This window comes from Acinetobacter sp. 148, from assembly GCF_031196675.1.
GTDB lineage: Bacteria > Pseudomonadota > Gammaproteobacteria > Pseudomonadales > Moraxellaceae > Acinetobacter > Acinetobacter baumannii.
Window position 1 is genome coordinate 45,213 of record NZ_JAVIMT010000040.1, and the last position, 13,886, is coordinate 59,098.

The 13,886-nt window shown below is 36.3% G+C and carries 8 protein-coding genes; 4 read left to right on the forward strand and 4 right to left on the reverse strand.

What is annotated here, in order from left to right; translation table 11 throughout:
- Positions 1-177: 177 nt before the first annotated feature.
- The 4 genes from RFX69_RS07465 (at position 178) to RFX69_RS07480 (ending at position 9,219) form a co-directional block, all read left to right on the forward strand.
- The gene (locus RFX69_RS07465) at positions 178-2,505 is read left to right on the forward strand and encodes a type I restriction-modification system subunit M (protein ID WP_289333051.1); all 2,328 of its coding nucleotides are present in this window, start codon (positions 178-180) and stop codon (positions 2,503-2,505) included.
- Positions 2,502-3,656: a restriction endonuclease subunit S gene (locus RFX69_RS07470; RefSeq protein ID WP_289333053.1), complete on the forward strand. Its 1,155-nt coding sequence runs from the start codon at positions 2,502-2,504 to the stop codon at positions 3,654-3,656. Before RFX69_RS07465 ends, RFX69_RS07470 begins: the two co-directional genes overlap by 4 nt.
- A gap of 92 nt (positions 3,657-3,748) precedes the next feature.
- A complete protein-coding gene (locus RFX69_RS07475; RefSeq protein ID WP_289333055.1) occupies positions 3,749-7,033 on the forward strand; it encodes a type I restriction endonuclease subunit R in 3,285 nt (1,094 codons plus the stop codon).
- A gap of 383 nt (positions 7,034-7,416) precedes the next feature.
- Positions 7,417-9,219, forward strand: coding sequence for a DUF262 domain-containing protein (locus tag RFX69_RS07480; protein WP_289333056.1), 1,803 nt, complete (start codon positions 7,417-7,419; stop codon positions 9,217-9,219).
- Between the two features lie 118 nt (positions 9,220-9,337).
- On the opposite strand, the gene RFX69_RS07485 is transcribed toward RFX69_RS07480, so the two are convergent.
- The 4 genes from RFX69_RS07485 to RFX69_RS07500 form a co-directional block, all read right to left on the reverse strand.
- Positions 9,338-9,955, reverse strand: coding sequence for a hypothetical protein (locus tag RFX69_RS07485; protein ID WP_065707897.1), 618 nt, complete (start codon positions 9,953-9,955; stop codon positions 9,338-9,340).
- Positions 9,956-10,167: 212 nt separating this feature from the next.
- Positions 10,168-10,452 carry a hypothetical protein gene (locus tag RFX69_RS07490; RefSeq protein WP_289333057.1) on the reverse strand — a complete coding sequence of 95 codons (285 nt, stop codon included), beginning with the start codon at positions 10,450-10,452 and terminating at the stop codon, positions 10,168-10,170.
- A 636-nt stretch (positions 10,453-11,088) separates the two neighbouring features.
- Entirely contained in the window at positions 11,089-12,435 is a 1,347-nt protein-coding gene (locus RFX69_RS07495; protein WP_289333059.1) for an OprD family outer membrane porin, read from the reverse strand.
- Between the two features lie 77 nt (positions 12,436-12,512).
- A complete protein-coding gene (locus RFX69_RS07500; RefSeq protein ID WP_309169080.1) occupies positions 12,513-13,883 on the reverse strand; it encodes an MFS transporter in 1,371 nt (456 codons plus the stop codon).
- Between the last annotated feature and the right edge of the window lie 3 nt (positions 13,884-13,886).

The following is a 13,886-nucleotide window of genomic DNA, read 5'->3' on the forward strand; positions in this document are numbered from 1 at the left end:
CAAATCACGGATGAATTTAATCAGATTTTGAAAAACGCACACGAGGGCTAGTATTAGTTTACTCAAAGTTTCTTATACATTATCGAATTTAGGCGATAAGCGTTTGTAATAAATTTCTGGTGTCAGATAAAGCAAATCAATCTCAGTCTCTGACCCAAACTATTGAATTGAGGCAATATGAACATCTCTTTGATTGAAAAAGATTTATGGGAAGCAGCAGATGACCTGCGTGCAAATTCGAAATTAACAGCAACAGAATATGCTCAACCGATATTGGGTATTATTTTCTTGTCACATGCAACTTCACGTTTTTACTCGTTGAAAAAAGAATTATTGCAAGATCATCAAATGGCACGTTATCAAAAACTTGTTGATGAAAACAAAATGTTAGCGGAAGCATTTGAAAAGCAATTAGAGATTGCTTTTAAGGCAAGAAGTGCTTTGTATTTAAATCCAGAACAACGTTTCGACTATTTGGCAAATTTACCCACAGGTCATAACTTAGGTGCTGAACTTGATGCCATTATGGAGTCCATTGAAACTCAAAACCCAATTTTAAAAGGTGTTTTACCTAAGACCTATCAGCATTTTGAAGAAGATCTGTTAGAGCGAGTTGTTCGTATTTTTAACCGAGATACGCTATTAAATGCAGAAGGTGATGTCTTTGGAAAAATTTATGAATATTTTTTAAATAAATTTGCTCAGTCTGGTGCACAAGAAGGGGGAGAATTTTTCACACCTCCATCATTGGTACGTATGATTGTCAATTTTATTGAGCCCGATCATGGTTTGGTAATTGATCCTGCGGTGGGTTCCGCGGGTATGTTTATTCAAACCACACATTTCCAAGAGCAAAATAATACGCATAACCCGATGCAGTTTGTTGGTCAAGAAAAAACTAAAAATAACCAAAAACTTGCCATCATGAACATGGTTGTGCATGGTTTAGATGCCTCTAACATTGTGGATGGGAACTCGTTTTATAGTGCACTGCCAGATTATATTGGGAAGTGTGACTTTGTTATGGCAAATCCTCCATTTAATGTGGATGCAGTGGATGCAAGCAAATGCAAAAATGACATGTACGTTGTACCACAGCAGGAAGAAGGCAAGCCTGAACCAACAGCATTAGAGATTGCTCAAGCAGCGATTGCTGAGAAGAAACGTTTATGTTTTGGTTTGCCAGGTGTGACCTCTAAGTCTGGTGGCAAGCGTAATGATGGTAATGATGCAAAAAATGAACAAGTTTCAAATGCCAACAGCTTATGGATTCAGTACTTTTATAGCTATTTAAATGAGACTGGACGAGCAGGGTTTGTTATGCCATCAAGTGCGTCAGATGCAGGTGGTCGGGATAAAGAAATCCGTAAAAAACTGGTTGAAACTGGTCATGTCGATATTATGGTGTCGATTGGACCAAAATTCTTCTATACCCGTTCTTTACCATGTGCTCTTTGGTTCTTTGATAAATCAAAAACTGAAAGCCGTAAAGATAAGGTATTGATGCTGGATGCACGTAATGTATTTACTGTGGTATCTGCAAAATCGCATATTTTTAGTGAATCACAGTTAGAAGCTTTAAATGCGATTGTGTGGTTGTATCGTGAAGAGCATGATAAATATCGAAACTTGTTGCGTCGTTATATCAGCACCATAATTGAAACAATTGAGCAGATGCCATCAGTTTATAAAAATTACTTACACTCGTCTAAATCTGTTGTGGATTACGTTGCTAAATTTGCTTCAAATACATCGATTGATGTTCTAAACAAGCTATCGAAGAAAGAACGAGAGGCTGAGCATAAGCCAACGCCAATTACAGCAGAACAACTTTCATCTTTAAAAGAATCCGCTTTGAAAGCTCAGCAAGATCTTGCTTTAGAGCTTGTTGAAGATGCCAAAATTGCACTTCTTGAAGTTTTACCAAACGTTGGTGACTTACGCCAAAAACTTGAAGATGCTCAAGACCATGCTGCAATTATTGCTGTCTTTACAGCCTTGCAAAATGCTTTCAGTCAAACACAGGCAGTATTTGATAAATTAACTACAATTAAATCTGAAGCTTTGGCGTTGGTAGCACAGGCTGAAAGTTTGTATGCTAAGAAAGATAAAAAGCAATGGACGAATAAAGATGTCACTGCATTGTTGAATGGTTTGAATGTATCGGCAGACGGTGAGCCAGAAACAGTTCAAGATCAAGTGCAAAGCTTGGAAAAAGCTTTAGCTGATCGTATTGCTGATATTGCTTGGTTGAATGAACGCTTCCCTGAAGGCATGTATGCTGATGTAGCCGGTTTATGTAAGTTGGCCTCACAAGAGGATATTAAATCTCAGGATTATTCTTTGACTCCAGGACGTTATGTAGGAATTGAAGAAAATAATAGTGAAGGGGGGGGCTGTCTAGATAATGTTTTAAGTGAGACAATTAATTCATTGAAAGCTTTAATTAGTGTAAATGAGAAAAATCAAAAATCTCTTTTCTCTATTTTGGAGAAGTTACAGTGATTTTTTCAGAATTTAGTTTAAGAGATTTGCTTATTATACATTATGGTAAGTCACTACCTGCTAAAAGCAGAATACCTGGTAAATTTCCTGTCTATGGTTCAAGTGGGATCACAGGTTATCATAATGAATATATGGTAAAAGGGCCTAGTTTAATCGTAGGGCGAAAAGGTTCTATTGGTACTGTCTACTTTAGTGAAAAAGATTTTTTTCCAATCGATACAGTTTACTTTATTGAAGTAATGAAAGAAAAATTAGATCTTGAATATGCTTATTATCTGCTTCAACAAACTGGTTTAAGTAATCTTAATACTGATGCTGCTGTACCAGGGTTAAATAGAGATATTTTTTACTCTGTAAAAGTGAATATTCCATCGATTGAAGTACAAAGAGCTATTGCAAGGCCAATTTTTTTAATTGATACAATCATTAAGAATAACATTGAACAGATTCAAAGTTATGAAAAGCTGATCAAAACTTATTACTCAAAATGGTTTATCAATTTTAAATTCCCTAACTATGAGCAGGTTGAGTTTGTTGATGGTATTCCTGACGGATGGGAATTAAAATCTGTCAGTGAACTAACACAGCTCATTAGTCGAGGTATCACACCGAAATATAATGATGAATCTGGAAAAAGTATTGTTATTAATCAAAAGTGTATTCGAGACAATAAGTTAAATCTAGAATTAGCACGAAGACAAGATAAAGAAATACCTGTTTCAAAATTGGTTCAGAAAGGTGATGTACTTATCAACTCAACTGGAGCTGGAACGTTAGGGCGTATAACACAAGTTCATGAGGACTTGCCAGATACTACGGTAGATACCCATGTAACTTTAGTTAGACCGTTAAATGAAATTTCTTCAGCATGGTTCGGTGCTGAAATATCAAATTTGGAAAGTTATATCGAAACTTTAGGTGAAGGAGCAACTAACCAACTTGAATTGAAACGTGAAGTGATAGGCAAAATTGATTTAGTTTGTCCTACCATTGAAATTCAATATGAATTCCAAAAAATAGTAGAGCCAATGCATCAGCAAATATTAAATTTAATGAAAGAGAACGCGCATTTACTTAAGTTGAAGGAAAACTTGTTACCGCGACTTATGTCAGGTGAACTCGACGTATCCAAACTTTCAAGTATTGAATAAACTTAAAAAAAACCTGCTTCAGCGCAGGTTTTTTTCAATGACCTATGCTAAATTAGATAACAGAAACTTACTAATTTTTATAAATTTTTATTATGGCAAACGCAAAATTCTCCGAAGAAAATCTTATTCAGAAACCAGCCATCAAGATTCTAAAAGAACAATTAGGTTGGCGCACAACACGTGCCTATGATGATGAGTGGAAATCAGGAAAAAGCATCTTTGGACGTGAGTCTGAACAACAGGTGGTCTTGCTAAATGACTTACAGCAAGCCTTGGGGCAATTAAACCCTGATGTGCCTCAAGAAGCTATTCAAAACACGATTAAACATCTCAAAGATCGTCGTAGCTATAATGCAAATGCAATTGCTGAAAACAGATACCGCTACGAACAAGATTTGTTAGTCGGGCATAAAACACAGGCAAAAAATCCTAAAACAGGTCAGTTAAAAGACTACACTGTTAAAATTATTGACTTTAATAATGTCTCAAACAACATTTACCATGCTGTGGATGAGCTTTGGGTCAAAAGTACCCTAACCTCAGAGCGTAGACGTCCAGACCTCATCTGCTTTGTAAATGGTTTACCATTGGTGTTTTTTGAATTTAAAGGTGTAGATGTAGATGTCAATCGTGCCCTTAAGGGAAATTTGACAGACTATAAGGATAAAATTCCTCAAATTTTTGACTTTAACGCGATTACGATTTTATCCAATGGTGAAGAAGCAAAATATGGCACATTCATATCTCCACTCGAGTTCTACGGTCAGTGGAAACGTAATGATGAAGATGACCCAGAACCTGCTCCCAATACCAATCAACTTAAGCGATTGCTATTTGGGATTTTGGACAAAACACGTTTACTCGATCTAGTACAGAACTTTATTACTTTTGAAGGTGAAGGTGATAAAGCCATTAAAATTATTGCTAAAAATCACCAATATTTAGGCGTGAATCGTGTGGTTGAAAGGCTTGTAAGCCAAGACCCCAAATATATTAAAGAGCGTAATCAAGGCCGGTTAGGTGTTTACTGGCATACCCAAGGATCAGGTAAGTCTTTCTCAATGCTATTTTTCACTGAAAAATTGCTGAGAAAAATCTCGTCAAATTATCGTTTTGTGATTATTACTGACCGTGTTGAATTAGATGACCAGATCTCTAAGCTTTATAGCGATTGTGGCAAATCAAATAAGGTCAACGATCAGGCGGTAAGTGGTGATCAACTTCGTAAAAAGCTTACACACTCGAATGATAAATATATCTTTACGACTGTACATAAGTTCAATCAGCTTGTGACAGAGCCGTATAGTACTGCGGATAATATCATTGTGATCTCTGATGAAGCACACCGCAGTCAATATGGTGATTTGGCACGTAATATGCGGGCTGCTTTACCAAATGCTAAATATCTAGGTTTTACTGGAACACCATTAATGGATTCTCCAGAAGATCAAAAAACCAAAGAATGGTTCGGTGATTACGTTTCAATTTATGACTTTAAACGTGCCATTTTAGATGGTGCAACTGTACCACTAATTTACGAAAATCATGGTGCTCAGCTGAGTATTGCTAATCCTGATGAGTTAAATCAACGTATTCAGAAAGTAATCGATGATGCTAAGAAAAAGGGCAAAAGTGAAGCGGATATTGAACGATTAGTTCGTAAAGCAAGTGATGACTATAATATTCTAACTTCACCGAAGCGTTTAAAGATCGTAGCGCAAGATGTTGTGGATCATTATAAAGAGCGATGGTTACTTGGTACGGATAAATCACCTTGTAATAAAGGTATGCTAGTTTGTTTAGACCGTAATACTTGCTTGAAAATGTATGAGCTGATTACTGAAAAATGGCAGTTAGCGATTGAGTTACAAGAAAAAGAGCTTGCAGAAGAGGAAATCATTCACTCTAACGATCCAGATATTTTAGATGAAAAACGCAAACATTTAGCATGGATGAAAGAGACCAAGTTTGCAGTTGTGGTCAGTAGTGAGCAAAGCGAAATTGAAGAGCTTGCAAAGTTCAATGACCATAATAGTAAGGCTTTGGATATTTTGAAACATCGGAAACTAATGCAAGAGCGTAAGTTAGATGAAGAGTTCAAGGATAGCAACAATCCGTTACGCTTTGTGATTGTTTGCGCAATGTGGCTCACAGGGTTTGATGTGAAGTCATTATCAACTTTATATATTGATAAGCCAATGCAAAACCACACATTGATGCAAGCAATTGCACGAGCAAATCGAGTAGCACCAGGTAAAAAGCAAGGGACGATTATTGACTATAATGGAATGCTACAGAGTTTAAGACGCGCATTGGCTGTATTTTCAACTGGTAAGAATTCTGCTGGGAAAACAGAACAAGTTGAAACTGATCCATTACATGATAAGCCAAACTTATTAATTGAATTTGGCGTATATCTGAAGAATTTAATTAAATATGCTAAGTCTAAAAAAGCTCCTTACGAAGCTTTAAAAACTGCAACAGATGATGATCGCTTGGAATTACTTTTACAATGCAAAGATGCACTATCGGTTACTAAGGAAGTTAAAGTTACATTTATTACAATGTTTAATGATTTAGATTTACGTAAAGAAAGTCTCTTGCCGTGTGATGAACTTTCTATATTTCAGGCAGACCTGAACATATTAAAGGCCATTTACCGTAGATTATCTAAACGAGAAGATGGATCTGATATTACGTTGGAATTGAGACAGATTCAGAATTATGTAAATCATCATCTAGATGCTAAGGACAAAAAAGGTAAAGATGCAGAATATGATTTATCTGCTATTGATTTTCATCGTTTAAAAGTTGAATTTGAAAAACTCAAACACAAGCGGATTATATTGATGGAACTGCAGGAACGTATTGAAAAAGCTTTGGCCCGTCTTACTGCTATAAATAGCGATCGTGCAGAATTTTGTGAAGATTATCAGAAAATTATTACACAAATTAATGAAGACATATCAGATGTGACTATTCAAAAAGTTTTTGAAGAACTTATGAAAGTATATGAAGACTTATCTGAAGAGGAGACGCGTTATGTAAGAGAAGAGTTAGATAATGATTTGGAGCTAACTTTATTTGATAAGTTAAAAAAACCTAACTTATCAAAGACGGAAGAAAAGGCAGTTAAAAAAATTGCGCAGGAATTATTGAAAAAGATCCAAATGACTTTATCCCAAGGTGTGAATTGGATTAATCAAGAAAGTAATAAAGCTAAATTAATGGAAGTATTGAATTCTGAAATTATTTTGACTGAAGAGTTATCATGGGAAACATTTAATTATAACGAGCGTAAAGAAAAAGCTGATTCGATTTTTGACTATGTCCTTACACATAGTGATTTGATTATAAATAGGCAGATATACTCATAAATGTAATTTGCCTAAGTTAAAATGAATGCTTCAAAGTAAAAATCTAGTTATAGTAATAGCAGGATTGAAGTGTCTTATTGAACGAATCGAAATTATTATATATTTTCAAATTGTTGATGTTATTCAAGTCAACAAGAAGTTCATTTCTTGCTTTGCCTTTAGGAACCAATGATTATAATCAGAGTCATCGGATTTAAATATAAAATTCATTTGAAAGTTTAGGCTGCTAAAGATGAAGTTTTAATGAGTTTGAATTAAATTATAAAGACTCATACATAGGCTTGATTGTTTCTAAATTCTTTATTCTTCAACTGTTTTTAATTTAATTGGTTAAAATTTATAAATTTATAGAATTGCATATTTCAGTTTGGGAAAAATTAAAAGTGGCTAAATATTCTGTTCATCAACATCCAATTGATACCTTACTTTCATGGATCAAATCAGGCGAAATTGCAATTCCTGAGATTCAAAGGCCATTTGTATGGTCAAGTAGTAAAGTTCGTGATTTGATGGACTCATTATATAAAGGTTATCCAGTTGGCTACATCATTACATGGCGTAACCCAGATATTCGACTGAAAGATGGAACTTTATCTGCTGGAAAAAAGGTTTTAATTGATGGGCAACAACGCATCACAGCATTAACGGCTGCAGTTGTAGGTCTGGCTGTATTAAATAAAGACTACAAAGAAACAAATATTCGAATAGCCTATAACCCAACTGCAAAAAATGATGAGACATTATTCGAAGTCTGTAATACAGCGATCGAACGCAATCCAATTTGGGTGAATAATATTGCCCCAATTCTAAATGGCGATATTTCAATATCACAGGCTAGACGTGCATATATGGCACTGAATCCTGATGCGGATGAAGATTTTATTGAAGACAAGCTCGAGCAATTAAAAGCAATCAAAAATCGTCAGATCGGTATTATTGAATTAGACTCATCACTTGATATTGATACAGTTACTGAAATCTTTATACGCATTAATCAGAAGGGTGTGGTACTTAGTAATGCTGACTTTGTCATGTCTAAGATTGCATCTGATGAGCATTTTGGTGGCAATCGATTACGCAAAATGATTGACTATTTTTGCCATCTTTTAAAAGAAAGTAGTTTTAATAAAACTATCCAACAAAATGATAAAGTTTTTGCAACCAGTGATGACTATAAAAAAATTAGTTGGATTGCGAATATTAAGGATGATCTTTATCAGCCGAATTACATAGATGTATTGCGTGTTGCATATACTTGTCAGTTTAATCGTGGGAAATTTAGTGATCTAGTTGCTTTACTCTCAGGCCGTGACTTTGAAAATAGGCGTAATGTTCAAAGTATTGCGGAAGAAAGTTATAAAAAATTACGACAAGGTTTAGAAGATTTCTTTAATCAAACTAACTACCAGCGATTTATTACGATAATTCAATCTGCTGGATTTATAAATAAAAAGTTGATTAGTTCTCAGACCAGTCTTAACTTCGCCTATGCTTTATATTTACAGCTAAGAGCGTCAAAAATGCCTGAACCTCAAATTCAGAATCTTATAAAACGTTGGTATGTCATATCACTGTTAACAGGACGTTATTCAGGATCTTCAGAAACAGCAATTGAACGCGATAGTAAACAAATCTTGGAAAAGGGTATTGAAGGATATTTGGCACAAATTGAGCAAGCAGATTTAGATGAAGGATTCTGGGACTACCGTTTAGTCAATGAGTTGGATTCTTCTAGTACTGTTAATAATGCATACTTATGTTATTTAGCATCCCAATGTAAATCAAATGAGCTTTCTTTTTTATCAGATAGTTTAACAGTACGTAATCTGATTGAGCAGAGAGGAGATGTACATCATGTTTTCCCTAAAGACTATCTAGCTAAAAGTGGCTTTAAGAAGAGTGAATATAATCAGGTTGCGAATTATGTTTATACGGAGCAATCGGTGAATATTAAATTAGGGAATGCATCTCCTAGTACGTATATGGATATTATTTATCAAGATATCAATTTGAAGAAAAACGGGATAACCGCTCTGAAAGATTTGGAGAGTTTGGATAAAAACTTACTTACCCATTGCATACCAAACAATATTAATAGCTTGGAATCAGATCAATACAGTGAATTTTTGGAGCAACGTCGTAAGTTGATGGCACAAAAAATCAAAGAGTTTTATAAAGGCTTGTAATGATCAAGAGAGAGTAGGCAATGCGTTTTGTAACGCCTACTCCGTCTAAAAATTCAAATAATAAACTAAGAATTTTCATACTTATTAGCTATGTCATTGTTATAAATCTTATCTTTTTCTATTCCTTAATTTTTATCCGTTCACATTCAAATTTCTTTAAAAAATTATAAGCATCAGCTATTTTATTAGCTCTATGAAGACCAACTAAGGCTATAAAAATAAACAAAATTGGCCAAGTAATTAAATTAAATGTTATTAAAAAGCTACTAGTATCAATAGATTGATGCAAGATTGCTAAATAATACTTTAGAAACATCAATGGGATCATGGCTAAAATGGCAAAGAAAGAATACATGCATAAAAATAAGATACCCTTTGCCATAGTATATTTATTCTTTAAGTCAACAATCTTATTATCCTCATCAATAATTGGTTCTATGTATTTCCGAACATCAATATATCTTTCAACCCAAAGTTCCATATCTACATAGCTATAGAAATATTGTGTTTCTAGGAAATTGATATTCTTTTTCATTACCAATTTTTGAGCCATGCGATCTTTTACTAATTGTGATTCAGTGGAGGTTAGAATTGAATCAAACTCTTTAGCAGCTTCAATACTTTCGCTAAATTCTAATCTTGGGTGCTTTTTAAAGTTATGTCGCGATGAAATATAGGCAACCATTAAAGGAACTAGGACCCCAAATACAGTAGTAATAGCAGTAAGACTAATCATTTGTTTTATCTAGTATTTAATTTAGATTGTTATATAACATATTGTTTATTTTATGAAAATATTTCACTATTAATTATTTTAAAAATTTAAATTACCAGTATTCAAACTCTCTTATAAGCAGGCCCCCATGCCACAACAGAACTTTAATTTTTTGCGCTGATTTAAAGTCATCCACCATTGCGGCACAGAGATAAGGGAGCTAAGCCAAATGCTTAGCCCATGTCTTCTTTATCGCACCGCCGCATGACGCTAAAAAAAGTAGGGGCAAAGTCCTGTGGGAGAGCAGGACTTTGCAAACTGACATGTTCTAGACGTTGCATGAGTTTAGGCGAATACACTTGTTCAAGCCGTTGGTAAATACAGTCGCAACTGGCTTGGCTGTGCCCACCCGACAGGCAAATTTTTTCAAACTCCTGCTGCGTGCGGAGGTCACAACCCGAAACGCTGTAATCACCGATCACAAGGCCTAAAACCAAAATAGTTTTATAAAATTTCATATTATTCTCGTAATGATTGGGGATATATCAATGAGAAAAAATAAACCGCTATATTTTAAGTTTTAAAATCATTTTTAAAGGCAATAGTTAACCCGCCTATAAAAGCAATAAAATAAAATGACTTAAATTTTAAAATAAAAATAATTTATAGATTTAAAAATTTAGATAATAGAAAACCTAAATTTTAAATAAATAAAAAGTTTATAAGGGAGAGGGGATTAATCTAAAAAAGGTCATGGTTAACTCCTTAAAATTTATGGAGCTCTACCACCAAAGATCACCGTCAATTGATTATGGTGGTAGAACGAGAAGGGGTTAGCAGACTGGGATCCAAGGAACCAGCACGCGCGAGCGCGTCCCCCTCCCGTCCTACCGCAAAGAAAAGGGACGCAAGGGTCTAACGACTTATAGTGGAACTATAACCCGCCATGGATCTACGGTCTGCTAAAACCGACTGGCAATGTAGGCCAGCGGGACCATAATAATCATAAGTTTTTAACAGGTCAATTCAATTTAAATAAAATATTATAAAAATTTTAAATATAAATTTATATTTTAATTAAACTCAAAAGTTAATATCTTTAAAGCTATAAATTAATAAAAATAATAAAGCTAAACTAAACGTTTAGCCTGTGCTTAAAATGTATAACGGTAAATAATAAATACACGGTGCTGGTCCCAATCTTTACGGGACATACCATTTATTTTTTCACCTAGATTTGCATTTTCAAACTTTGACTCATAATGCAAAAATGAATAACGCACATCTAAGTTTTTTACCCACGGCAAGGCATAACTTACCGTAAAGTCAAAGTAACGCTCTTTACCTTCAATATCACTGCTAATGTTACTTTGGTGAGCGCCAAAGCCATAAATATACTTCGCTTCGGTTTTTAAACCTTTCACATAGTCTTTCCAGTTATATTTCAACCGAAGGGCAACAGCAGTTTCATCATTATTGGTAAAGTCAGGGCCAATAGTTGCAGAGGTCGGAAATGGGTTGGTGCCGTGGTCTTGCGTCAAAACCGAGTTGCGGGCAGAGTGCACTGCAAAGTTATCTTCAATCCAAAAACCATCAAACTTTGAAACGGCAATGCCGCCTTCAATATTATTCTTAGCCACATTTACATCGACAAAATAACCATTGCCACGGTTGTTAATATCTTGGCCTTTAACACAGTCCAGCTCGGTTTCGGCTCCGCATTTAAACAGCTTACCATCATCACGCGAGAAAAAAGCACCTGTGTTAAATGTCCACACCAAGCCATGCAAGGGCAATTTATATTGAGCAATCGCCCCATACTTTTTTAAATAATCTTTGCTATTTAAATATTCGGCATTTACGCTCCAGTTTTTGTACTGATATTTGGCACCGAGTAAACCGACATAATCAATGCGCTCGTCATTTTCAGTTATTAGTTTTTCAAATGAGTCCATGCTGCGCGGTTTCCAGCGGTCATAATAAGCTATGTAAGTCTGTAGCTGATCATTCAATTGAAACTGACCACTTGCACCCGAAAAGGTATCGGGCACCGCGCGGTTATTGGTGCTTTTAAGCAAAAGAGAGTCTTGCAACTGGCGGCCTAATTTAATTTCACCTTTATCGCCCAGTTTTGCTTTGATGTAGAGCTGCCCAAAAGTCGCAAAGTTTTGGTCAAGCTTGCCGTTATTTTCGACTTCTAAAAGCTGTGCGCTCGGCTTGCCAGAGTCAAACAACTTGGTGACAGCATAGAGTGAACCATCTACCCCAAGCCAGTTCCACAAGTAAGGTGACTGATAATTTAACTCAAGCCCTAACGCACTTTGTTCATATTCACTTGATGAAGGCGAAGGGTTGGCAAGCGTAGGGTGGGCAGTGCCTTCATCGTTCCAGTAACGGGTGTTAAGTTTTAATTCTAACTTGCCAAATTCTTGAGGAAGCTCTGCATACGCATTGCTCACGCTGCCTAAACCAATACAGCCCCATAGCAAATATTTATTCATTTTAAATTCCTTTTTTAAGCATGAATAAGCCCTTTGCCTAACGCTGGGTTAGGCAAGCTTTTTATGAAATGGATGAATTAAGGAGAGAGTTTTTCGAGCACTTGGCCTTTGGTTTCAATGGCAAACAAGAAGGTCACTAGGCCACCAATGAGTGCCACAACGGCAAGCACACTAAACACATATTGAATGCCGTAACCACCAACCACGAGGCCCACCATAACAGGCCCAATTGCAGAGCCGGCACGTAACCAAGCGGTACTAAATCCAATGCCCATTGCACGTAGGCGAGTAGGGTAAAGTTCGGCAGCGTAAAGGTATAAAGAGAATGAAATGGTTTGTAAAATGGCATAGCTGAGCGTTGCTAAAATCACAACTTCCATCGCCGATTTTGCGCCTAAAATCGAAAGGCTCATGAGTGGAATAATTGCCAAGAAAAACGCTGCACTGTACCAAGGGCGGCGGCCGACTTTATCAATCATTAACGCACAGATAATAGAGGCAATCACACCCACGCCCGAGGTAATCCAGCCATAACCTAAACTGGTTTGAAGCGACAGACCAAAGTGTTGTTTGTAGAGAGATGGCAGCCAAGTCACCATGGCATTGTTCACCATATACACGCAAAACCACATGCCCCACAGGGTAAAGGTACGTTTGCGGTAAATGCCACGGAACAGCTCACGCCAGTCGGTTTTTGCCATGCCTTGCGGGTTAATTTCTTTAACTACAGGTTCAGTCAAAGTTTTACCGCTTTTAATGGCACCATCTTCAAAGCTTTTGACAACTTGATCGGCTTCTTTAAAACGGCCTTTGGAAGCCAGCCAGCGTGGTGACTCAGGCAAGAAAAACCGTAAAGGAATGACCAGTAAAGATGGAACGAGACCCACAATAAACATGACTTTCCAGCCGTAAATTGGCATGAGGAAAAATGCTGCCATGCCTGCAAACATAAGACCAAGTGGGAATAAAACTTCATAGAGCAAGAAAAACTTACCGCGCTTTTCTGCACCAATAAACTCGTTAATATAGGCACTTGCAACAGGCACTTCACCGCCTGTTCCAACACCTTGTAAGAAACGGAAAATTAACAGCGACATTCCGCTCCAAGCAAACAGACAAGAAATGTCCATGGCCACAAACAGTAAAATGGTAAAAGACAGCACTTTTAAACGACCGACTTTTTCGGCAAGAGAACCAAAAAAGATTGCACCGACCAGTTGCCCGACATAGCCCGCAGCAATGATCGCACCGACATAGGCAGGCGTCAGGTGCCATTCGGTAATGAGTTGGGGTAAAGCAAAGGCAATCGCAAGAACAGTATAAGCGTCAAAAAAGGTCGCGATACCAATGGTAATACGCATAAATTGCAATCGACCAGTGACAGGTAGCCGTTCAAGTCTTGCAATAATTTCCGCATTTTTTTGATGATGACTAGGGTTTGTTGACATTTA

Coding starts and splice junctions, on each gene's coding strand:
- RFX69_RS07500 (WP_309169080.1), bottom strand. CDS start 13,883: ATGTCAACAAACCCTAGTCATCATCAAAAAAATGCGGAAATTATTGCA.
- RFX69_RS07465 (WP_289333051.1), top strand. CDS start 178: ATGAACATCTCTTTGATTGAAAAAGATTTATGGGAAGCAGCAGATGAC.
- RFX69_RS07495 (WP_289333059.1), bottom strand. CDS start 12,435: ATGAATAAATATTTGCTATGGGGCTGTATTGGTTTAGGCAGCGTGAGC.
- RFX69_RS07490 (WP_289333057.1), bottom strand. CDS start 10,452: ATGAAATTTTATAAAACTATTTTGGTTTTAGGCCTTGTGATCGGTGAT.
- RFX69_RS07475 (WP_289333055.1), top strand. CDS start 3,749: ATGGCAAACGCAAAATTCTCCGAAGAAAATCTTATTCAGAAACCAGCC.
- RFX69_RS07485 (WP_065707897.1), bottom strand. CDS start 9,955: ATGATTAGTCTTACTGCTATTACTACTGTATTTGGGGTCCTAGTTCCT.